Annotated in this window: 23 protein-coding genes; 6 read left to right on the forward strand and 17 right to left on the reverse strand. The window is 29.0% G+C overall.

What is annotated here, in order from left to right; all coding sequences use genetic code 11:
• Nucleotides 1–314: 314 nt before the first annotated feature.
• The 11 genes from NNC19_RS18475 to NNC19_RS18525 all read right to left on the reverse strand — a co-directional run bounded on the left by NNC19_RS18475 (nt 315) and on the right by NNC19_RS18525 (nt 10,611).
• The gene (locus NNC19_RS18475) at nt 315–1,070 is read right to left on the reverse strand and encodes a DeoR/GlpR family DNA-binding transcription regulator (protein ID WP_310940162.1); all 756 of its coding nucleotides are present in this window, start codon (nt 1,068–1,070) and stop codon (nt 315–317) included.
• A 328-nt stretch (nt 1,071–1,398) separates the two neighbouring features.
• Complete coding sequence (locus NNC19_RS18480) at nt 1,399–1,809, reverse strand: peptide deformylase (protein ID WP_310940163.1); 411 nt, start codon at nt 1,807–1,809, stop codon at nt 1,399–1,401.
• A 267-nt stretch (nt 1,810–2,076) separates the two neighbouring features.
• Nucleotides 2,077–2,418, reverse strand: coding sequence for a hydrogenase maturation nickel metallochaperone HypA (locus tag NNC19_RS18485; protein ID WP_310940164.1), 342 nt, complete (start codon nt 2,416–2,418; stop codon nt 2,077–2,079).
• Between the two features lie 67 nt (nt 2,419–2,485).
• Entirely contained in the window at nt 2,486–5,173 is a 2,688-nt protein-coding gene (locus NNC19_RS18490; RefSeq protein ID WP_310940165.1) for an FAD-dependent oxidoreductase, read from the reverse strand.
• A 22-nt stretch (nt 5,174–5,195) separates the two neighbouring features.
• Nucleotides 5,196–5,867 carry a hydrogenase nickel incorporation protein HypB gene (gene hypB, locus NNC19_RS18495; RefSeq protein ID WP_310940166.1) on the reverse strand — a complete coding sequence of 224 codons (672 nt, stop codon included), beginning with the start codon at nt 5,865–5,867 and terminating at the stop codon, nt 5,196–5,198.
• Nucleotides 5,868–5,932: 65 nt separating this feature from the next.
• Nucleotides 5,933–6,925: a DUF5692 family protein gene (locus tag NNC19_RS18500; protein ID WP_310940185.1), complete on the reverse strand. Its 993-nt coding sequence runs from the start codon at nt 6,923–6,925 to the stop codon at nt 5,933–5,935.
• A gap of 181 nt (nt 6,926–7,106) precedes the next feature.
• On the reverse strand, nt 7,107–7,313 hold the full coding sequence (locus tag NNC19_RS18505; protein ID WP_310940167.1) for an HAD hydrolase-like protein: 207 nt from the start codon (nt 7,311–7,313) through the stop codon (nt 7,107–7,109).
• Nucleotides 7,291–7,899: a sugar O-acetyltransferase gene (locus NNC19_RS18510; RefSeq protein ID WP_310940168.1), complete on the reverse strand. Its 609-nt coding sequence runs from the start codon at nt 7,897–7,899 to the stop codon at nt 7,291–7,293. Before NNC19_RS18510 ends, NNC19_RS18505 begins: the two co-directional genes overlap by 23 nt.
• Nucleotides 7,900–8,008: 109 nt before the next feature.
• A complete protein-coding gene (locus tag NNC19_RS18515) occupies nt 8,009–8,719 on the reverse strand; it encodes a MurR/RpiR family transcriptional regulator (protein ID WP_310940169.1) in 711 nt (236 codons plus the stop codon).
• Nucleotides 8,720–8,918: 199 nt separating this feature from the next.
• Entirely contained in the window at nt 8,919–9,698 is a 780-nt protein-coding gene (gene murI / locus NNC19_RS18520) for a glutamate racemase (protein ID WP_310940170.1), read from the reverse strand.
• Between the two features lie 61 nt (nt 9,699–9,759).
• The gene (locus tag NNC19_RS18525) at nt 9,760–10,611 is read right to left on the reverse strand and encodes an alpha/beta hydrolase (protein WP_310940171.1); all 852 of its coding nucleotides are present in this window, start codon (nt 10,609–10,611) and stop codon (nt 9,760–9,762) included.
• A gap of 214 nt (nt 10,612–10,825) precedes the next feature.
• Here NNC19_RS18525 and NNC19_RS18530 point away from each other — a divergent pair, with 214 nt between their 5' ends.
• Nucleotides 10,826–11,698: a LysR family transcriptional regulator gene (locus tag NNC19_RS18530; RefSeq protein WP_310940172.1), complete on the forward strand. Its 873-nt coding sequence runs from the start codon at nt 10,826–10,828 to the stop codon at nt 11,696–11,698.
• Nucleotides 11,699–11,854: 156 nt separating this feature from the next.
• On the opposite strand, the gene NNC19_RS18535 is transcribed toward NNC19_RS18530, so the two are convergent.
• A complete protein-coding gene (locus tag NNC19_RS18535; RefSeq protein WP_310940173.1) occupies nt 11,855–12,634 on the reverse strand; it encodes an alpha/beta hydrolase in 780 nt (259 codons plus the stop codon).
• Nucleotides 12,635–13,189: 555 nt separating this feature from the next.
• On the opposite strand from NNC19_RS18535, the gene NNC19_RS18540 reads away from it, so the two are divergent.
• Together NNC19_RS18540 and NNC19_RS18545 are read left to right on the forward strand one after the other, a co-directional pair.
• On the forward strand, nt 13,190–13,753 hold the full coding sequence (locus NNC19_RS18540) for a sigma-70 family RNA polymerase sigma factor (RefSeq protein ID WP_310940174.1): 564 nt from the start codon (nt 13,190–13,192) through the stop codon (nt 13,751–13,753).
• A 394-nt stretch (nt 13,754–14,147) separates the two neighbouring features.
• Nucleotides 14,148–14,927 (forward strand): hypothetical protein, encoded by a 780-nt coding sequence (locus NNC19_RS18545; protein ID WP_310940175.1) that lies wholly within the window; start codon nt 14,148–14,150, stop codon nt 14,925–14,927.
• Nucleotides 14,928–15,012: 85 nt separating this feature from the next.
• On the opposite strand, the gene NNC19_RS18550 is transcribed toward NNC19_RS18545, so the two are convergent.
• Nucleotides 15,013–15,543 carry a hypothetical protein gene (locus NNC19_RS18550; protein WP_310940176.1) on the reverse strand — a complete coding sequence of 177 codons (531 nt, stop codon included), beginning with the start codon at nt 15,541–15,543 and terminating at the stop codon, nt 15,013–15,015.
• Between the two features lie 475 nt (nt 15,544–16,018).
• Between NNC19_RS18550 and NNC19_RS18555 the strand changes: the two genes are divergently transcribed.
• Complete coding sequence (locus NNC19_RS18555) at nt 16,019–17,023, forward strand: fused DSP-PTPase phosphatase/NAD kinase-like protein (protein ID WP_310940177.1); 1,005 nt, start codon at nt 16,019–16,021, stop codon at nt 17,021–17,023.
• 155 nt (nt 17,024–17,178) lie between these two features.
• On the opposite strand, the gene NNC19_RS18560 is transcribed toward NNC19_RS18555, so the two are convergent.
• The 3 genes from NNC19_RS18560 to NNC19_RS18570 all read right to left on the reverse strand — a co-directional run bounded on the left by NNC19_RS18560 (nt 17,179) and on the right by NNC19_RS18570 (nt 19,082).
• Entirely contained in the window at nt 17,179–17,502 is a 324-nt protein-coding gene (locus NNC19_RS18560; RefSeq protein WP_310940178.1) for a hypothetical protein, read from the reverse strand.
• Between the two features lie 81 nt (nt 17,503–17,583).
• The gene (locus NNC19_RS18565; protein WP_310940179.1) at nt 17,584–17,907 is read right to left on the reverse strand and encodes a hypothetical protein; all 324 of its coding nucleotides are present in this window, start codon (nt 17,905–17,907) and stop codon (nt 17,584–17,586) included.
• Nucleotides 17,908–18,029: 122 nt separating this feature from the next.
• On the reverse strand, nt 18,030–19,082 hold the full coding sequence (locus tag NNC19_RS18570) for a galactose ABC transporter substrate-binding protein (protein ID WP_310940180.1): 1,053 nt from the start codon (nt 19,080–19,082) through the stop codon (nt 18,030–18,032).
• Between the two features lie 417 nt (nt 19,083–19,499).
• Here NNC19_RS18570 and NNC19_RS18575 point away from each other — a divergent pair, with 417 nt between their 5' ends.
• The gene (locus NNC19_RS18575) at nt 19,500–20,087 is read left to right on the forward strand and encodes a hypothetical protein (RefSeq protein WP_310940181.1); all 588 of its coding nucleotides are present in this window, start codon (nt 19,500–19,502) and stop codon (nt 20,085–20,087) included.
• A 148-nt stretch (nt 20,088–20,235) separates the two neighbouring features.
• Here NNC19_RS18575 and NNC19_RS18580 read toward each other — a convergent pair whose 3' ends face one another.
• A complete protein-coding gene (locus NNC19_RS18580) occupies nt 20,236–22,245 on the reverse strand; it encodes a methyl-accepting chemotaxis protein (protein WP_310940182.1) in 2,010 nt (669 codons plus the stop codon).
• A 300-nt stretch (nt 22,246–22,545) separates the two neighbouring features.
• Here NNC19_RS18580 and NNC19_RS18585 point away from each other — a divergent pair, with 300 nt between their 5' ends.
• Entirely contained in the window at nt 22,546–23,397 is an 852-nt protein-coding gene (locus NNC19_RS18585) for an ABC transporter substrate-binding protein (RefSeq protein ID WP_310940183.1), read from the forward strand.
• Nucleotides 23,398–23,526 lie beyond the last annotated feature (129 nt).

Consider the following 23,526-nt stretch of genomic DNA (forward strand, 5'->3'; position numbering starts at 1 on the left):
AAATTTTCATGGGACATTAATTTCATTCGCACCAGTATACATTTTTATATTATTGGGATTAAATAGAACCTGTAAACTTGTAAATTCATGCATGGGTTAAGGGGCTTTTTAGTGTTAGATAAAACATTTTGCTGCAAAACATACGCTTTGATATTGTAGTAATGTAAACTAATGAAAGAGATGTTTACTTTGGTAAAATAAAAAGCACTCAAAAACTAACCTTATAGTGTGAAAACACACCGTACCTACGGTTGGCTTTTGGATGCCTTATAATGCAATCATTCGGTGATGAAAGCATAAGCTTTTATTCATTATTATACTTTCCAAACTTGAATATTTTTTGAAAGTAATTTGAGTTGCTCTTCTTTAACATCTATATCAGTTATTAAATGATTAATTTTATTAAAAGTTGCAAATCTATATAAACCATCTATACTGAACTTCGAACTATCAGTTACTAAAATAACTTTTTTAGAATTTTCAATAATTCTTTGTTTAACATCTAATTCTTTATATGAGCCAGAGCATGGACCATCTGCATGAAATCCATCACACCCTATAAATGCTATATCTGCATGTATACTTTCTATAGCTTGATTTGCCAAATGACCAACAAAAGACATGCTTTTCTTTCCTAATTCGCCACCAATTACAATGAGCTGATTATTAGAGTTTTCCAAAATTTCTGCAACAATTAGAGAACTTGTAACAATAACTAGATTATTTTTTAAGTTTAATAATTTAGCAATTTGTAGAACAGTAGTTCCAGAATCTAAGATAACAACACTTTTTTCTGGTATCATTTCGACTGCTTTCTTAGCAATTTTAAATTTTTTATCTATATTCTCTAATAATCTATCATTGAAGTGTCTTTTTAAATAACTTGATATCAGAATATCACAACACTCTTTATCATTAATAGTATTATCTTCTAATGATGTTAAATCTTTTTTAATAGTTTTAATAGATACATTAAATTCATAGGCTAATTCTTCAATTGACATATTTCCCTTTGTCCGAATTAATTGTTCAATTTCACTTCTTCTTTTAATATCTAATGAGTTAAGCAATATAATCACCACATTTCTTAATAAATTATTTTTTATTTAAATTTACTTAATATCTTCATTAAATTCCAATTTTGGTTCTCTTCATATGAAGTATATTTAAAATTTAGATGATATATATAAACAAGTCAATACATATAAAGAAAATAGGCTATAAACGATAAGATTGTTTCATTTATTATTTGATAACTCAATTATTTTTGATAGATATTATTCATTCTTTAATTAATCTATTCATAAAAAAACTCAGTATTAGTATAATCAAATAAAAAAGAAAGATGATATATGAGTAATATAAATCTTAACAATATTTCTATTTTTAATTATTCAATTAGATTATCATCCCTTCAAAATGATCCATTTCATGTTGAATTATTTGTGCTGTAAATCCAGTAAAAACTTGCTTTTGCTTCTTGAAATTCCTATCAAGATACTCCACCTCTATCATTTCATATCTCTTTGTTTTTCTAAATCCAATTAAAGATAAACAACTCTCCTCTGTATCATAAGGATTTTCTTTCTTTAATATAACTGGATTTATCATAGGTACAATAAAGTTACCTACAGTAAATACCAATATACGCTTTTTTACTCCAATCATGTTTCCAGCCAATCCAACACAATGCTCTAAGTTTGCTCTTAATGTATCAATTAAATCATCAATTACTACTATATCATTTTTAGTTGCTTGTTCTGATTTTTGTCCTAAAAACAACACATCTTTTACAATTGGTTTTATCATATCTTATACCTCTTTATCAGTTATATTTTTCATTTTTCAATCAAAAAAATTATAACATAAATCATAAATAATCTGTCAAATTTCTATTTATCTATTGCTCAAGCTTGGTTCCTAACTTTATCACACCATATTTTGTAAATGAATTATTTCTTATGATATGTGTTTATAGAAATAGCCTTAACCAATTTAAATCAATGGTTAAGGCTATAAAACTCACTTATTTGTAATGGGATTCTCTGTAACACTTCCAAATGCGAAAATGTAAGGCTAACATCCAACAATCTCCTTAATCATAAACTCTTTCCCACCTAACACCTCAAAATGTATACCTCCACACTTTGGACACTTACTCCTATACTCAATAATATTAAATACCTTATTGCACTCTCTACAAATCCCGTTACCTGGCAACACATCTATCTTCAATTCTGTATTTTCAAGCATTGTACCATCTACAGCCGCTGGATAGCAGGCTTTTATATATCTAGGAACGACTGAGGATAACTCACCTATTTGTAGTACTAGGGTTTGAATTTTTGTAACTCCATTTTTTTTAGCAAAATTCTCTACTGTTTTAACTACCTCAACCATAATTCCAACTTCATGCATTTTTTAATCACCTCATTTAAAAGTAGAAAGTACAGAAAAGCCAGCCATAAAATACTGACTATACTACTTATTTTTTATTTGAAAAGATTGAACTTATTGATTTCTTTACTTTCTTAGCTGCAATAGTTCCTGAACGCTTAACTACATGCTTAATAACTTTTGCTTTCATGTCCTTAAATTCTACACCAGATTCATTATATTTTCTTATAAGTGATATTGCATCAAACTTACACTTGGTTGTACATACGCCACATCCTACGCATTGAAACTGATCTACAACTACAGCTCCACAGCCAAGACAGCGCTTTGTCTCTTCCTTTATTTGTTCTTCCGTAAAGGTAGTACGTAAATCAATAAAAGTTTCCTTTGATTTGCTTCCCTCTACATGAAATGCTCTTTGTCTTGGTAGACGATCATAACCATCAAGCTTTAAGCTTTCTTTATCTAGTGCATGATATTCTCTTTCACGGCTTATAGTTAGGTTGTCATCATGAACATAGCGGTGTATTGAGATGGCACCTTGTTTTCCTAATGCTATTGCATCTATTGCAAACTTAGGACCTGTAACAATATCTCCACCAGCAAACACATCTGCTTCACTTGTTTGGTAAGTTATATCATTAACACTTACTGTTTTATTTGGATTTAACTCTAGTTTTGAATCATTTAGCAATCCGCCCCAATCCATACCCTGACCCACTGAAATTAGTATGCAATTTGCTTTAACAATCTTTGTTTCATTTTCATTAAATTTAGGACTAAATCTTCCATTTGCATCAAATACAGATACACATTTTTTAAATTCAACCCCTATAGCTTTTCCATTTTCAACTATGATTCGTTTTGGTCCCCAAGAATTATTGATAGTAATGCCTTCCGATAAAGCTTCCTCAATTTCTTCTTTTAGCGCAGGCATTTCTTCTTTATTTTCTAAACAGAACATATCTATCTGTGTTGCACCAACTCTTTCAGCGGTTCTGGCAACATCTATAGCAACATTTCCCCCTCCTATTACAACAACTGGTCCTTCTGCTTTCAACTCTTCACCTAAGTTTACCTTACGTAAAAAGTCTATTCCAGTTATTACTCCTTCAGCCTTTTCACCTTCTATCCCCAAGCCTCTTCCTTCTTGTGCACCAATTGCTAAATAAAATGCTTTATAGCCTTCTTTTCTAAGGTAAGTAATGGTAATATCCTTTCCTACCTCAACACCGACTTTGAATTCTACTCCTAAATCTCTTAAAACTTCAATTTCTGAATTAACTATTTCTTTTCCAAGTCTAAAGGATGGTATTCCAAATGTTAACATTCCACCTAACTTTTCTTGCTTTTCAAATACAGTTACTTGATAGCCTCGAACAGCTAAGAAGTAAGCACAAGTAAGTCCTGCAGGACCTGCTCCAACTATAGCAATTTTTTCTGGTATACTTGTCATTTTTTCAGGGACAAATCGATGCTCTGCTTTTAAATCCTGATCTGCAATAAACTTTTTGATCTCATCAACTGCAAGAGGTTCATCCAATCCTGCTCTTGTACAAGCAGATTCGCACTTTCTTGGACAAATACGTCCACAGACTGCTGGAAAGGGATTTTCTCTCTTTATAAGCTCTAATGCTTCTTTATACCTTCCTTGAGATGCCATTTTTATATATCCTTGAACCGCTATATGAGCTGGGCATTCTGATTTACATGGACTTGTTCCAGTGTCAGCAACAACTTTTCTATGACGATATTCAATATCCCATTTATCTTTCCCCCACCAGGTATCAAATGGCCTGTCTATATCCTTTTTAACTTCTGTTTTATGATCCTTACATAAATTTTGTCCAAGTCTTAAAGCATTAACTTGACAGTTCTCCACGCACTCTCCACAGGCAACACACTTTTCTGTATCAACTTGTGCTACATAGTTTGATCTAGACCAATCAGGATTTTTATAAAGGTTAGCATTTCTAAGTCCAAAGCAAGAACATCCACAGCAATTACAAATAGCTAATGATTTTCCTGGTCCTGAAAGATTTGGTATTGAATGCACCAGCCCTTCCTTTTCAGCTCTCTTACATATTTCGATTGCTTGTTCTCTACTAATCTTTTTTCCTTTTCCAGTACGAATGTAGTATTCAGCTGCTTTTCCAAGTTGAATACACATATCCTCAACTGTATGTCCACAGCCTTCTCCAATAATTCTCATAGATGTACGGCAGGCACAATCTGTAACAGAAAAAGTTTCATGCTTATTAAGCAAATCAGCAATTTCCTCATAAGAAGCTCTTCTGGTATCTCCTTCAATAGCACTTTCAATTGGAATAACTCTCATTACTCCCAATCCTATTGGAATATTGCCAGCCATTAATCCTCCTAGTTTTCTTGTATATTCTTCAAAGCACCGAGCAATTATTGGAAACTTCTCAACATTTGCCTTATTCGACACCATGTACTCCATAACACCTGGTACAAAAAGCTCAAGGAAAAATTTATCTTCCCCATTATCATTTTCTACTTTTATGACACCATCATCAGCCATTTGAAGTAGAAGTTTTTCTACTTCCTCCACAGGTTTTTTACAAAGGGTTGATATCTCTTTTAAACTTTTGGGTTTACGAATTTCCAAATGAAGTGCTACTTCAGCCATTTCATCTGTAACTACTGGATCAAGAATTTTATATTCTGGGTCCGTTGGTTTTACTTTTATTATTCCACCAGTAATCCCAGAATTAATCTTATTGGCAAGTTCAAGCACTTTTTGCTTTACCATTATATAATGCCTCCCATTAATATTATTCAGCCTTCCATTCCTTAACTTCTTGACGTATCCAATTAGCCCATTCCTCAATTCCTTCTCCTGTTTTAGCAGAGATAGGAATAACCTTAATACTTGGGTTTAATTTTGTTACATTTTCTTTTGCTGCCTCAAAATCAAAATCAAAAATACTTACCGCATCTATTTTGTTTATTAATAAAACATCAACTATAGAAAACATTAAAGGATATTTTAGCGGCTTGTCATCTCCTTCTGGAACACTTAAAATCATGGCATTCTTTGATGAACCAGTATCAAATTCTGCTGGGCACACTAAATTTCCTACGTTTTCTAGGATAGCAAAATCAATTCCTTCTGTTCCAAGTCCCTTAAGGCCTTGTTTTGTCATATCAGCATCTAAATGACACATTCCTCCTGTATGCAACTGAATAACTTTTGCACCAGTTTTAGAAACAGTGCTAGCATCTACTTCTGAATCAATATCTGCTTCTAATACTCCAATAGACATTTCATCCTTCAAAGCTTCAATGGTTCTTAAAATGGTTGTTGTTTTCCCAGACCCTGGTGAGGACATTAAATTTAGTAAGAAAGTCTTATCCTTTTTTAATTCTTTTCTAAGGAAATTCGCTTGTTTATCATTATCTTCAAAAACCCTTTGCTTAATTTCAAGAACTTTATAATTATCCATAATATTTCCCCATTTCATATAATTTTGTTTTTTACTTTAAAAAGCTAGTTATAACATTAATATTCTTAGATATTAGTATCTTCTGAAAGTTCTTTTATTTTCTTGCTTTCTGATAAATCTGTATATAGCTCTCCAAGATAAGGATTTTTCTTTGTCTTAACAACCTTATAAATCATATAAACTAATACTGCTACATTGAAAGCTAAAGCAAGGAAACTAAATATAAATAGTGGTACTTTATTGTAGGTAGATGCAACTGCAAAAGCTCCTTTATCAAGAAAGTCTGGAAAAGTTTGTGCAAACATGCAAAAAATCGCTAGAGTCTGTGCTCTGTGTTGAAGCCATGCTCCCTTTCCTACTGTAAAATGGCATAATGTTGGTGCTAATAGCAAAGCAAACCCACAATACCATGCATGTCCTGGAAGGCAGTTATAAGTATAAGCAAAATTCCATAAATCATAAGCTATTATCCAAAACCAAAGCATATCAGGCCAAAGCATATCCTTACTGCCGTCCTTAGTTGTGACTTTTTTTATACAAATGCCAAACCATCCAGTTATAGTTATGATGTTTATAATACCCGCTATACCATTCATTATGTTCCAGGGACCACCAAGAACATACATAGCTTGGTCCACTAATTCACCACCACCAGCATATTGTATGCCAACTTGAAAATCTCGTGCTACTGCTTCTAAAATATTAATTGCAAGTATAAGTGGTGGAAAGCAAAGAGCCCATTTCTTATCAGATAGTTTCCACTCCTTGCCTGTGGCTTTATTTTTCCATTTAACATGTCTTATGCACCAAAAACCTATGCATCCAGCAGCTGAAGAATATACCTTTGCTAAATGAAACCAATCTGTATAAGTTGAATCTTTTAATACAGTAAACCACAATATTGAAAGTACTATAGGTAAGATAACAAATGAGAAAAAGCCAACGTATTTCCATCTTCTAGCAACTTCATTGAAGCCAAAGAGTGCTATAAAGACTATTATCCAAACACCCCATACACTTAATAATGATGCTCCTTCTGAGTAATTAAATACAAACAATACCTTTACCCCCATAAATTTATGAATATACCATATATTATTGTTCCTCCTCTCCTAAATATTCCAAATAGCAAAATAATTGCAACAAAGTTCTCAAAAATCTTCCTCTTTACCATAAGATCATATTAATAATTTTATTTTTCAATAAATAAAAAACTTTAACCACCTGTTATTGCGGTGATTAAAGCTTATAATTTATTTTTACAAACGTTTTAACCATTCCTATCTCATTCAGTCCAAATGTTTGAAGGATCTCATGTTCAGTTAACTCATGTCCTGCATAAGGTGATATGACTTTTTTAAAAGCCTCAATACACATAGGAATTGTGTCAGCTATTGTTCCATCAAAATCAAATGCTACCATTTTAATCATGTTTGCATTCCCCATTAATTTTTCGAATTACTCTACATGGATTTCCAACTGCTACACTATTTTCAGGAATGTCCTTTGTTACAACACTACCTGCCCCTATAACACAGCCATTTCCAATACTTACTCCAGGCAAAATAATGACACCTCCTCCAATCCAACATCCATCACCAATAGTAACAGGTAGTGCATATGTATGGCAAAAATATTCTTCACTTTCTATACTCCAGTTTGGTGTTAATCTCTCTTTGAGCTCTATTGGATGAGTTGCCGTATAAATTTGTACATTAGATGCAACTAGAACATTATTGCCTATAATGATTTTGTTACAGTCTACAAAGGTACAATTCATATTAATAGATACATTATTTCCTAAATAAATATTGCATCCATAATCACATATAAATGGAGAACCCACTGAAACATTAGTACCCACACTGCCAAAAAGATTCTGTAAAACTTCTCTTTTTTCTTCCTTGTAATCATACTGAAGGTTATTATATTTTTTAAGTAATATTCTTGTTGTATTTTTAAACTCTAAAAAAATTTCATCATGGCAGTTGTAAATTTCTCCTGCCATACATTTTTCTAATTCTGTTTTCATATTATCCCCCTTTCAAAACCCAGTTTAAATAAATTAAAGATTTTAGTATGCCTTATCCATAGTATAAAAAACATCTTGTTACATAGCTAGTAACAAGATGTTTCAAAATTCATATTCTTCCTGACAATGCCTCTATGAGAAATAATACTGGCACCTGTGTGGTAGTATTATATCCACCATTAGCTTTATGTATATCCATGTTATACGAAATATTCCAATCTGATATTTGAGAAATAGTACAATTAGATTGATTTGTTATGCTCAAAATATTACATTTATTAATTTTAAACCGATTTATTAACTCTATAACCCCTTTTGTTTCTCCTGAAACAGAAAGTGCGATTACAACAGCAGATTCCATATCTTTTGTAATTGGATACAAAGTATCTTCTAATCCTATGGAAAATTTTCCTAAATTAGAAAAATATCTTGCTGCATATTTGGCAAGTGCACCAGATGAACCTGACCCTATAAATATAATCGTTTTTGCTTTTCTAATGAAATGTGCACCTTCTTCTATTTTCTTCTCAAAGGAATTAGTGTTTGTTTTCTTAAAGTAATGTAATAGCTCAGCCAAATTGCTTTGAGGTGGTACTTTTTGAATTTGGTGTACATATTTCTTAAACCTTTTTTTGAATTCCTTATATCCATCACAGTCTAATTTATTGCAGAATCTAAGTATTGTTGATGTAGATACCTGAATCGCACCAGCAAATTCTCGAATAGTCATATAAGGAATTTTTTCTCCATTATCTACAATAAACTTATATATCCTAATTTCAGTTTCATTAAATTTTTGAATATTATCATATGAAAACATTATATCCTCCAATAAATCACTACTTATCATGATGGATTAATTATAACATGTTTTTTAACATTAGTTTACAATTTATCTCCATTGAAAACACATTATCTATCAACTTCCAATATACAGGTAGAACACCTCATAATGTATATGCATCAGCTACATATATTACACTAATAGTCTTTTCATTACACATTTACCTTTTCACTATTTAATATATGATATCCAATCTTTTAAATAATCTGTTATATTTATCTAACTCAGCTTTATCTTCAACCTTCAATCCTGTATTATAAAAAGTAATATTCCCACTACCTTCATTTAATAAATTCTTTTCTCTCAAAATTCTTTTTAAATTTTTTGCAGTCCCATAATTTCCATCTATTATATTAACATTTGACGAAAACAACTTTCTAAACATATCTTTATAGTAAGAAAAATGAGTGCATCCTAAAACAATAGTTCCATAATTACTTAAATCATATTTAAGTAATTGTTCTTTAAGATAAGGTAATACTATTGATTCATTAAACTCAAGTCTCTCCGAAAATTCTACTAATCCTGGAAGAGGTAATAATTCAATAACACGCTCTTTATCTAACTTGGTAATAAGGTTTTGTAATTTTTCTTCCTTTACAGTTAAAGCTGTAGCAGTTACCAAAACTCGCTTATTTATATCTTCATTATTCTCAACAGCAGGTTTTACAGCAGGTTCCATACCAATGATTGGAATATTGTATTTAGCCCTTAATTCCTCAATTGCTATGCTTGTGGCTGTATTACAAGCTATGACTATAGCCTTAACGTCCTGCTTAATAATAAAGTCTACAGCATTAAAAATATACTTTTTAACTTCATCTTTTGGTTTGCTTCCATATGGAACATTTAATGTATCTGCATAATATATATAATCTTCATTTGGTAATATTTTAAGAGCCTCATGTAATACAGTAATACCTCCAATACCTGAATCAAAAAAACCTATTTTCATTTCTGTACCTCCAAAAATCTAATTCTTTCATTACTTATTTTAATTTCTTCAATATATCAATCTAATATATGCCTTTTAAAAACTTTAGGATTAATTTACCAATTTCACCTGCATGTGTCTCTAATGCAAAATGTCCAGTATCTAATAAATGAATCTCAGCATTAGGTAAATCTTTCTTGAAAGCTTTAGCACCTGCTAAAATAAATGAAACATCATTTTTCCCCCAAACTGCTAATAATGGTGATTGATATTCACGAAGATACTGTTGAAATTGTGGATACAGCTCAACATTATTTTGATAATCAAATATTAAATCTAATTGTTTTTCATCATTTTCAGGTTGAGACATATATGCAATATCAAGAGTATACCCATCTGGGGAAACTTTGTTATTCTGTGTTCCATCAACATATTGATGTATAATAGTTTCTGGTGCAAAAGCTACTCTATAGCTTTCTCTTTTTTCTTTTGTTGGATTTCGCCAATAGTCTTCTCTAACTGCCCACTTTTCGCCCAAACCTTCATGATAAATATTCCCATTTTGACTGATTATTGCAGTCACTCGCTCTGGATGATGCATGGCTAAACGAAAACCAATTGGTGCACCATAATCAAACACATAAAGTGAATATTTCGTAAGTCCTAACTGTTCAACAAAGGCTTCAATAACTTTAGTTATATTATCAAATGTATAAGTAAATTGCAATCTATCAGGTGATGATGTATTTCCAAAGCCAGGATAATCAGGAGCAATCACATGATATTCTTTTTCCAATATAGGTATTAAATCTCTGAACATGTGACTTGAAGATGGAAAACCATGAAGCAGTAAGATTACTGGTTTACTTGGATCTCCAGCCTCACGATAAAATATTTTTAATTTCTCTATTTCTATAAAACTATATGTTGTCATATTATAATCTCCTATCTATATCATAAACATTTCATGATAAATTCTTCTTTTAAACTCAATTTCAAAAATTACTATATCAGCACCTTCTACAATAGTATATTTATTATTATACATTTATTTGGTTATATGCTATAATACAAAAAATAGATACTTGCCATCCTCAATAGAGATATCAAGATTTTAGTAATGAGACTTCAGTCATAGGAGGAACTTTATGGATTTACAAGCATTAAAAATTTTTCAGGTGGTTGCTGAGACGGGAAGTATTTCAAAAGCAGCTCGAGAACTTAACTATGCACAGTCTAATGTTTCCAATAAAATTCAGCAATTAGAAGCTTACCTACAAACTTCTTTGTTTTATAGACATAATCGAGGGATTACATTATCAGATAAAGGACAAATGCTACTTAAATATAGTGAGAAAATATTTCACCTTATAAATGAAACTACTTGTGCCATAAAGGATGATACTACTCCTCAAGGCACTTTATGTATCGGATCTATGGAAACAATGGCAACAGTCCACTTACCAAAGATGCTTTCAATATATCATAAAAATTATCCCAATGTAGATTTGACTTTAAAAACAGGAACAACTGAAAAAAATATTAATGAGGTTCTTCAATATAATTTAGATGGAGCTTTTGTGGCAGGCCCAATTGACCATCCTGAATTAATTCAAAAACTAGTTTGTGAAGAGAACTTGGTACTAATTACAGATACTGAACATCCCATGATATCATCTATCAAAGATATTCAAACTCGAACCTTGTTGACATTTCCTACTGGATGTTCTTATCGTAAAACATTAGAGCAGTTGCTACATAATGAGGGTTTAATACCAAACAAAATCATAGAATTTGATTCTCTTGGAGCAATTATTGCCAGTGCATGCTCCGGTTTAGGCATGAGTCTACTTCCAGTCTCTGTGGTAGAAAAATATGTTCAAGATGGAACACTTAGATATCATTCTATTCAAGATCCATGTGCAAATGTGCCAACGGTTTTCATTTACCGAAAAGATAAATTTATGTCTAAATCTTTGCTAAAGTTTATTGATATATTTAGTAACAAGGAATGTTTTTAGACTAAATGTTGCAAGTTACCAAAAAGACTTACTTCACTTTTGAAAACAGAATATTTATTCAAAGAAGGAAAAATGAAAGAATTGAGCATTATAGGTGGACAATCCCACCTATAATTTTACTTACATACTAGAAAATTGTCTATTGTTCTTCAAAACTTATAAACCTTGTGCATAAAGTATCCCTTTCTTAATTGCTTCTGATAATCCCTTCGGATTTTCCCAAGCCATGGAATGTCCAGCTGATTTTACAATTTCAATATTTATCATATGTCTCTCTAGTTCAGTTTTATCATCATCTGGCAAAGATTTTTCTCCAAAAATAAATGTTTTTTTGCATCGCAATGAATATAATATCTCACGCCATGATGGATTTCCACCTTCAACTGCTGACTTAGAAATTCTACTAATTGCTGTGGAAGAGCAAACTGATAGTGTAGCTGACCACATAGAATTTTCAACACTATTTTCATTAATAGCTTCATCAAATATGCTATTTATAAAGTCTTCTTCTTGACAAGTTCCAAACTCATAACTTAATGATCCTGGACTACTTTTATCTAAATTAGCTTCACTAAGAATGATTGTTTCAATACTGTCTCTACATTTATCTGCAAGTCCAAGTGCAATAGGTCCACCTAAACTATGTGCAAAAATAATGAACTTATTAAGTTTTATGGCTTTTACAAACTTTTGCAAATAGTTTATATGTTCTTTAATGGTATATAAATGATTATCTGGTTTATCACTAAATCCACTTCCTAACAAATCTATTAATATTCGTCTATGCCCAATTAAATCAGTTTGTGCTGCAACTTCGGGATAATCAAAAGACCCAGCACAGCCTAATCCATGAATAAATAATATTGGTGTATCCTCACCAGGTAAATCATGATACCTCATTTTATTCCTTTCATTATCTACCATATATTCTTTCATAAACCCCTCCATATATATAAATGTTTTAATATTCCTAATCATATGTATTCTCATCACTAATTTTATGATTAACATCTATCTATAACCATTTTAGCATTTTTATTTACATTTTTATAATAATTTTGTAAACTCCCTATTATTTCTTGAAAAATTTCATTAATATTTAAATCTTATCTCCTAAAACCCCTTTCTACTGCCTTTAGGAACTATATTTACACTTATGGTAAAATTTACATTGAATGACTTGATTAGTTTGTAAAATACTATATATGAGTTTAACATTGGTATAATCCTTTCAGTTTTAAGGTAGAAAGTAAGAAAAATCTTATTTTCTACCTTCTTTTTATATTTTACATTTCATTATTGAGCCTCTAAATCTTATAAATATAAAAAACAATTAACTTTATTGCTATTTATTGACATATTTTATTGAATATAGTATTATAAAGTTGTACAATGATTACAAATTAATTTCCAACCCATTGAGTGAGTAGCAACCCCTACTCGCTGCTCACTCGTTAACCCTAATTTATCTAAATAAGGAGGTTTATATATATGGACTACAATTATATAGAATCCCTAGTCATATCAGCAAAATCAGGAAACAAAACATCAAAAGAAAAACTAATCAATGAATTCAAACCTTTTATTATAAATTTCTCAAAGAAAACCTACATAGACAGATATGATTTTGAAGATGTTCAAAGTGAATGCTATATCATTCTCCTTCATGCTTTAGACAAATACAATCCTGAATCACATAGATTTGTAGCTTATGCTACTAATGCAATAAAAAACTCAATGTATGCTCTTATAAAAAAATCCATCAAAAATAATCAAGTCCAAGGGTTGAACACTCTTACTTTTGATGGAGATCTTAGCTCTTTAGATAAAAATAAATCAAATTGTATAGAAGATAATTTACTCTTTAATATAAATACCACTGAACTTTTTAATGCAATTGATAAATTAACTTCTTCTGAAAAAGAGCTTCTAGCTTTTAATATATTTAGAGGTAATACATTAAAATCTTATGCTGAATTAAAAAACATTTCACGTTCTACTGCTACTAAGCAAAAAGGATTATTATATAATAAGCTCCAACAGATAATTAATTAAATATTTGTTGGAGTCTATTTTTTTATAAACCTCCTAAAAAGCGTTTCTTATCTTCCTGTTTTATCCAATTGTATATTATGAAAATAAATGCTATAATACCCAACGGAAGGGGTGTAATGCTTAATTGAAAGACTTTAACAATTACAACAACAATTACAATAACAACAACTTTTACGGAAATGATAATTTGGGTTTTGAGCCCAATCAAACTAAAAATTTAAAAGGTCCACTCTTTATATTTTCTATAATATTTTTTGTGCTTGGTTTTCTAATATCATGTCTCCATGCTTTTATTGAGTTCCGACACAACGCCTATGATGCTTATAATATAGGTATTTCTATAGGTTATATTATATGGGGGATAGTATTTGCTGTAATCTTATATTTATTAGCTATGCATGTTTTTAAGAAAAAAGGAGTTCTTTTAGGACTTTCTATAATTTACATTTTAGGTACTTTTTCATCACTTGCAGGTACCATTGAAACTTTTAAAAAAGAAGCTGAAATGAATAAAGCTGCTGAAGCTAAATTAGTTAGCATTTGCAATAGTATAGCTGCTAAGAAAGATATAAGCGGTGAGACTTTTGATAAATCAGTATATGGAGATTTAACTCCTCTTTTACAGTTAATAAAAGATTATGGAACAGAAATTAATAATCTTTCAGCTAATATGACCAAAGAGCTTAGCTCTGTTGATTTTGCAAACATATTAAGCCTTGATACCTTAAGTAGCCAAGAAAAAATCAGTGATGCAAAGAAAAAAATAGACAATTCTCTAAGTGTTTTTGATAAATATGAAACTGAATACAACAATCTTGTAGCCAATTTAAATACTAGTGTTCCAAAAATAGAATTACCAAAAGCTTTTAAGAAAGATTTCATAAATGGCTTTAGAGATGGACAAGTTGAAAATCGTGATATTACAACTAAGTATTTCAAGATTGAAAAAGATTTGCTTTCTAAAACTAATGAAATACTGAACTTTATGCTTTCTGCTAAAGGAAATTACATTATTAGAAATAACCAACTATTATTTGAAACTGATGCTGATGTAAATAAATATAATGAATATATTAAAGATATAAAAAAACTTGCCGAGGATGAAGAAAAAATTCAAAACAGTATAAATGATAAAATGCAAAATAGACTTAATGAATTAAATAAATATAAGTAGTTTTAAATTTAACTGCTACTAAAAAAACACCTCTTATTGTAAAATTACTATACACAATAAGGGGTATTTTATATTTTTAGAACTACTAATGATAAACCTGCGACAACATATATTTATCATTATATTTTATTATATCTAATAAGAAATCTTTTTTTAGTACCCAATTATTTTCAGCTAGCTCTCCATCACCAGCAACCCACTGTTTACCTTCATCTGTGTACTGGATATCATAGATAATATCAACAGTAAACTTGTTTCCACTCTCTTTAATAAAGAAAACATCAGTAATTCTATAGTCTGTAAATGTCGGTAATGGCTTTCGATTCAGCTTCTTATCTTTAACTGTTTGCCAATCAGTTGAGTTTTTATTTATGTATTCTTCAAATAAATTTTTAGCAATTTCTTTTTTTCTATCCTCACTAATATCTTTAACAGAATATAAATCTCCCATTAAATTCTCTTTATCAGAATTTGATAGTTTATCTACTGATACTTTATCTGCAGATACTTTAGATAAGTCTTTTTTATTATTCTTATTATAAATCTCTACAGCCAAAAGTAAGTTTAATAAAATGCTTAAAGCTAAAATAGAAATAATAACTTTTCTTTTATTCATTATAAAACTCCTTCCTATATCTCCTACACTTGCTTGTACATGAATTGATTTTATTTATTTTTATGATTAAATATATTATTTTTCAAATATGCTCCTATTACTCCCAATAGCAAATAAATTATTACCAATGGAATCATACTGTCCATTTTATACCACCTTTTACTGAGCTATCTTAAATTTTACATAAACTACTGTATTTTGTAAATATCATAATAAAAATATATCCACTAAAAACAACTTTTTACATTATTACGAATTTATAACGCAAATAAATTTAAAACAAATGCTAATTGAGTTAAACAAACAGAATTTGTATAACGTTTACCTATTAATAATTTAGCATATTTTAGATAAATATGTTTTATTTTATATAAACTTATTATATAATCTACTAATAGCTTAGATTATTTTAGAAAATAAAGCTAAAAATATAAACAATACCTATAAAGGTATTAGAACAGAGGAGTTGTTAATTATGAATAATAAATCAAAATATTTAGTAAGCGTGACAGTTATTACAGGCTTAGTAGCAGGTGCATATTGTTTACAGCCAGAAAGACTTAATAATATTGTTTTAGCATCTACTAGCACTCAAGTTTTACAAAATAATAATAATAATAATAATAATAATAATAATAATGTAAAATTAATAATAGATAAAGATAACGAGAACGTATTACCTAAAAACTTTAGAATGTCTAGTGATCAAATTAATAAAGAATCTGTAGGCAATGTTAATTTAAAAGGATTATCAAACTTGAATGAATCAGGAAGTGGTGCTCTTAGTGAAAATAGTCTTAAAATGATAAAGGACAAATTTAAAGCTAATAAAGAAATCAAAAATATCATAGATGTGGATTTAAGGCAAGAAACTCATGGTTTTATTGATGGAATGGGCATAAGTTGGTATGGGGAAAGGGACCAAGCTAACATAAATAAAGATAGAGATGATATTATAAAAGATGAAAAAGATAAATTAGAAAAAATAGAAAAAGATAAATATGTTGCCTTTGATAAACTTGCAGAAGGCAAATCTGTTAACACCATTCCTGAAATCACAAATCCTAAAAAAGTTCAGACAGAAAAAGAATTGGCAAAATCTCAAAATATAGACTATTTAAGAATTACTGTAACAGACCATTTAAAACCTAAAGATGATCAAGTAAATTTATTTATAAAAGAAATACGAAAAGTATCTAATAACAATACTTGGGTCCATTTCCACTGTAGAGGTGGTGTGGGAAGAACTACCACTTTTATGGCAATGTACGACATGATGCATAATGCAAAACAAGTAAGTTTTGAAGATATAATGAAACGTCAAGTATTAATAGGAGGATCTGATATATTAAAAAAAGATGCTGAAGGAAACAAAAAAGGAGATGAAAATAGATCTGACTTTTTAAAACAATTCTATCAATATTGCAAAGAGAATAACGATAATTTTAAAACATCTTGGAGTGACTGGTGTCATACCTAAGAATTTATTAAGCATTTTTACTTTATCCCAAAACAATAGTAACATTTTTATAGTCAATATGTAGTTTAAAAAGATAGAATTTATGTGCAACGACATAAATTCTATCTTTTTCTTTTATAATTTAATTTTTAAGAGCATTAACAGTTTTGAGTTCATTAATCTATAGATATTTCACCTTTACCTAGCACCACAATAGTAAAATTAGGTTCTAAGGCAATTACATCATATTTGGATGAATTAGGGGGTAATTGTACAGCCTGTAGAATTTTTTGATTTTCATCAAAAAATTCTATAAAAGAAGAATCAGTTTTTGAAAAATTTTGAATAGTATAAAATTTACTTTTTGGAATAGATAAATCACTTACTTTATAAATCCCTTGTTTAAGTGTATTTTGAGCAAATGCAGCCATGGGATTACTAATATTAAGCAATATAAATACACATAAGAAACTTAAAAATAAAACCATAAGTTTTTTCATGAACATACAACCACCTTTCAATATTGTTGTGAAAAAGTAATTTCTTTATTAAATTTATTTCAGAACATGCTTTTGTAAATATCAGCCTGGAGAAATAAATATATCTCCTTTACCTAGTATTACAATTCGATAATCAGGCTTTAGTTGAAGCAAACTAATCTTTCTTGAAGAAGGTGGCAATCTCATATATTGTAGTACTTCTTTATTTTCATCATAAACTTGTACAAGTACATTATCATTTGATAAATTTTGAACTGTATAAAGATTACCTGTTGAAATGTTTAAATCACTTACTTTATAAATTCCCTCTGTATATACATTTGAAGGCGGAGGATTTATTGCATTAACAGAATTATTAAATAATAAACATAAAAAAATTAAGCATAGAATAATAACTTTCTTCATTAAGCACCCACCTTTCAACTATATTTTGTGTAATAAATATAATAATATCCAAGTTTATTAAAAATACAAACATCATTATTTTTTTCAATATTGAGATTTCAAAAAATCAAGAAATTTGATATTTAAGTAGTTGCTTTTACATACGCTTCAAATGGTATGAAAATTATCTTTCCTGTTTTATCAAATTTATAATCAACACCTTCAAGAGGCTCTTTACCTGAAACTAAATTCATTCCTATAATATAAAGAGCATTTGCAAGTAATCTAGTATTTTGCAGAACAGTACCAGTCATGAAATCTTTTTTTATTAACTCTTGAGCTTCTGGCACTCCCCCAATCCCAAAAATCGGGATAGTCTTTGCTTTATTCCCCATATTATATCCATACTTTTGAAGTGCCTTAATAGCACCTATTGCCATAGAATCATTGTTTGAGATTATAGCTTCAATTCTGCCACCATACTTAAGAAATAATGGAGATATTGCACTTTCAGCTGTTTCTGAATTCCAATTAGCAGACACTTTTGCAAGTTCTTGTGTTTTTATTTCTGAAGCATTAATTGTTGAAATAGAATATTTTGATCGTACTATTGCTGCAAAACTTTCTGATTCACCACCTAACATAACATATTGTAATATGTTATCACCATTCTTATCTATAAGTTTCTCCTTCTTATTCCATTCATCAACAATCATTTTTCCTTGTAAAATAGATGCTTGGATAGAATCAGTATTTATAGCAAGGGTTTTTGAATATTCTTTAAACAAATCTAAATTAGCAGGATTTGTATTAATAAAAATCAATGGAATATTTTTCTGTTTAGCTTTATAAATAGACTCTTGAACTAATTCAGGTGCTTTCTTATCAACTATAGCTAATAACAAAAGATCATAATTACTTTGAATCATGTTATTTATAATTTCACTTTCTATAGCTAAATTACCCTTTCCATCAAAAAAACTAAATTGAACTTCATTTTTATTTTCTGCTTCAATATCTTCTAAACTTTTCTTTATTTCTAAATTATATGGATTATAAAAATTATTTAATAATACCCCTACTTTAACTGGGCTTTTAAAAAAACTACTTGCCTTAATATTTATTACTTTTACATTAGAAAATGTCAGCATACTAATCATAGTGATAAATACTATTATCTTTTTAATTATTTTCATTAATAAATCCTCCATGTGATACAATCCTATTCTTATTATGTACTTTAATAAAAAATATATAGTTTTTTTATTTTTATACAGTAGTCTTTGGAGAGAAGATGTTCTTAAAGCTATACCTTATCACACTATTGTAATTTAAAATTATTAAATCTACATAATTTACATGGAATTAATCCCATATTAATATTGACTTAACTGTATATACATATTATAGTAAATGTAGAAAGGTTGGGAATAATGTATAATTTATTACCAATTAGTAATAATAAATATATTTTTGGACTTTTTTATAAAGAAGCATATTGCTAAATAATTCTTTAATGAAGAAAATCAGGTTAAGTTAAATTAGGACAAGCCTAATGCAAAAAAGAAGTATGTTTGTTCTATAATAATATATTTATCAAGGGGGATTTTAAAATGAAAAAATTAAGAATGAAAGTTACTACTTTATGTCTATCTTTAGGAATGGTTGCAGGTACTATACTTACACCAGTTTCTGCTTATGCAGCTACAGCAAATTCTACTGTTTCAAATGGTATTGAAACTAGCATTGCTGATAATAGTGATGCAAAAAATTACACATTCAATTCAAGTACAAAAAGTATTTATGAAGAAAGTAAAGCTTGGGCTCCAGGTGTTAATTTTAATGTAAATATTGATGTATTAGGTATTGCTAACAAAATAGCTAGTGCAGTAGGTAAAAATAACTACAATGGGCAAAGAGCTGCTTTTTGTAAAAATTTAATGGAAACTACTTTTTATGCAGCTGGGGGAAGATATAATGTAGTAGTTTTTGATTTATCACAAAATTATAACTACAAAATTTCTGGAGTAAAAATGTATGCTGGCTACCAATTTGATGGAACTACATATGGAGTTTGGGTTTTTGATAAAAATCAACCTAAAGGATCTTACTTTAGAAATGATGGTCGCAGAGGATGGGATCATTGGGCTTGCAGAGGTTGGCAAAAACAAGAAGGAAATGTAATGTGGTATAATAAATAAAAGAAATTTTATATATTTGGTACAAAAACTGTGTATTTATATATATGTAAACTATAAATCAACCCTAATGTGGAATAAATTCCACATTAGGGTTTTCTGTATTCTTTTCTTGTTTACTAAAATATAAAAATAAAATTTGCTTATGAAATTAGATTTTGAACTTATTAATAATTTCATCAAGTTTAGTTGAAATATCTTTAAGATTTTCAGTGTTACCAGAAACTATTTCCATAACACTTGTTTGTTCTTCCATTGATGCAGAAACTTCTTCAGTAGAAGCTGCTGCTTCTTCAGAAATAGCCATTATTTCTTCTATGGAGCTCATTACATAAACTTTTTCTCCATCAACTTCATTAATTTTATTAATTAATTCATCCATTTGTGCCATCATTTTTATTGTTGAATTTCTTATTGCTTCAAATGATTTTTCAGTTTCTCCCATACATTCAGTAGCTTCCATACTTATTTTTTGTGCATTATCTACATTACTATTTGCTATGCTAATTTCTTTTTGTATTTCTTTAATCATGTCAGATATATCCTTTGTTGAAACTGAAGCTTGTTCAGCAAGTTTTTTTACTTCTTCTGCTACTACAGCAAACCCTTTTCCAGACTCTCCAGCTCTAGCTGCCTCAATTGCTGCATTTAAAGCTAGTAAATTAATTTGTGATGCAATTGTCTCAATAGTACTTACAATTTCACCAATGGAATCTGATTTTGTTGCTAACATATTGATATTTTTAAAAGCTTCGCTAGTTGAATAATTACTCTGTTCTAATTTTGATGATAATGAATTTGTTGAATTAGCACCATTATTAGTTATTTCATTAGTTAAAACAGATTGTCCTTTCACTTCATTTGCACTTGTTACTACAAAGCTTATCTTATCAGTAAGATTTCTTAATTTTTGAACTCCATCAGTTGCATTTTTAGCCTGAACAGTTGAACCTGTTGCAATTTCAGTAATAGCTTTTGTAACTTCTTCAATTGATAAAGATGTTTCCTTTGCTGATTGAGCAACCTCATTTGTATTCTCAACTATTTTAAATGAATAATCTTTTAAGTTAGCAATAACTTTTCTTAATTCAGCTCGTAGACTAATGATAGAATTACCAATTATCCCTATCTCAGTAGAATCCTTAAGTATGTATTCATATTTTTTATTATCAATAGATATTAAATCTAGTTCTTTTGTTTCGTCAATAAGATTTGATAAATCTAGTATAGGTTTTGCAATTTTATTTGCTATAAACATAGAACAAATAATGGCTAAAATAATTGATACTATAATTATCACTACAAAATATAATATTAATGCATTTAATGGCTTTTGAAATTCTGATTTAGGTATTGCAAAGCCTACAGTCCATTTAGATATCTCAACCTTTGAGGATATAAAATATTTTTCAACATTATCATAATCTTTTAATGTCACTAATGAATCATCAGATGTATCTTTTACAATATTCATATAACTGCCATCAAAAACTTTAGAAATATTTTTATTTTCCTTTTCTGTAGGTTGAAAATCTTTATTTGGATGTATCATTATCCCATTATTTTGATCAAATAAAAAAGCATAACTGTTATCTATTGGTTTTGCCTGTTCTAAATTATCTGTAAGTGTACCTAAATTAATATCAGCACTAAGAACTCCAACTACTTCCCCATTGATTGAAATTGGTACAGATATTGATGAAACCATTTTAAGTGTTACCTTATCAAAATATGGTTCTGTATAAGTTAATGAATTATTGGCAATAGCTGATTTATACCATACTCTTGCTGTTGGATCATAATCTGCTGGTGGAACCCATCCTGAGCCATCTAGCATTTTTTTATTTTTAAGTCCAACATAAATATCAGTATTATTGGGATTGGATTTTAACTTTGTTTTTAAATATTCAACAAGTTCATTTTCATTAAGTTGCTTTTTACTTTCAATGTTGCTTTTAATTTCATTTAATATTTTACCTTGTCCATCAAGCCATCCATTAATATATTCTGCATATTTTTCAGAAGAGACCTTAACTTTGCTAGCAGTTTCAGTTTGTATTATCTTATAGGATACTTCATAAATAATAAAGCTAGATACTAATAAAATAACTGAAAAAAGTGTGAATATAATAGCTATAATTTTTGATTTTATACTTTTCATAGTTCCTCCTTTATAAATAAAAAAATTAAATTTAAATCCAAAGTAATTTAGAATTTATGTTCTATTTTATATTTCGAAATATTCTGACGATTATTTAGCTTTTATATTTTGGATATTCATACTTTTTTAATTTAACATTAAAACTTTTTAAAAAAGATAGCTTAATTTCATTACTTTCTTCTACTTAATTTTTATTAGATAGAGAAAATATATTATAAATAAAATATATGATTAAAGACAAATAATAATAGATGTACAAATATGCTAAAAATATTATTACTTTGAAAGGATTAAATGCTAATGAAAAAACTTCAAATATTTATATTATTATTTATTTTTTTATTTTCAAACTACGCTAATATATTTATTAGATGTAACAAAACATTAAATCCTTCAGCTGCAACAGATAATGATAGATTGGAAAAAATAAAAGAAAAAGGTGTGTTAACTATAGTTTCAGCTAATAGTCCTCCTTTTTGCTATTTAGATCCTGATACAGGCAGCATTACAGGTATAGACGGAGATATCATAACCGAAGTTGCAAAACGACTTGGTGTTAATAAGGTGGAAATGAAAATTACTATATTTGATGAATTGTTCACTAGATTACTAGAAGATGATGAAATAGATTGTGTTGTTAGTGGAGCTTTTGATACTCCTGAGCGAAGAAAATTAGTTAACTTTACAACTCCCTGGTATAAAAGTTATGAAATTTTTGTTGTTCCTAAACTTTCAAATATACAGTTTAAAGAAGATTTAAAAGATAAAATAATGGGAATTCAAGCTGGAACAGTAGATCAACCCTATGCTGAAAAACAAAAAGAACAAGGTCTTATAAAAGATTTGGTGCTATTTCCAGATCAGATAACTCTATTAAATGATGTTAATTTTAGTAAAATACCTGTTGGTATGAGTGATGCACTAACCTTTTCATATATAACCAATAAATATACTAGATTACATCTAAGAGCATTAATAGATATTCCAATTAAAGGTGAGGCTGCTGCTGCTTTAAGATATGAAGATACTACTTTAGTAAATGCAATGAATGAAAAAATTAATGATATGAAGCGAGATAAAACCTTTAATAAAATTATAAAAAAATATGGTTTAGATGAAAAAAATATTGTTCCACCGCCTCCATATTTTTAAAGGTTATATTCCATGAAAACATGAAATATAACCTTTTTATAATGCTATTTCTTAGTGTTTTTTACCTTTTCAAAATCATTTCCACCATTACCACTTGCTTGGCAATTTGTTAGTGTTAATTTTCCTGGA

The sequence above is a fragment of the Clostridium sp. SHJSY1 genome (assembly GCF_031626875.1).
Taxonomy (GTDB): Bacteria; Bacillota; Clostridia; order Clostridiales; family Clostridiaceae; genus Clostridium.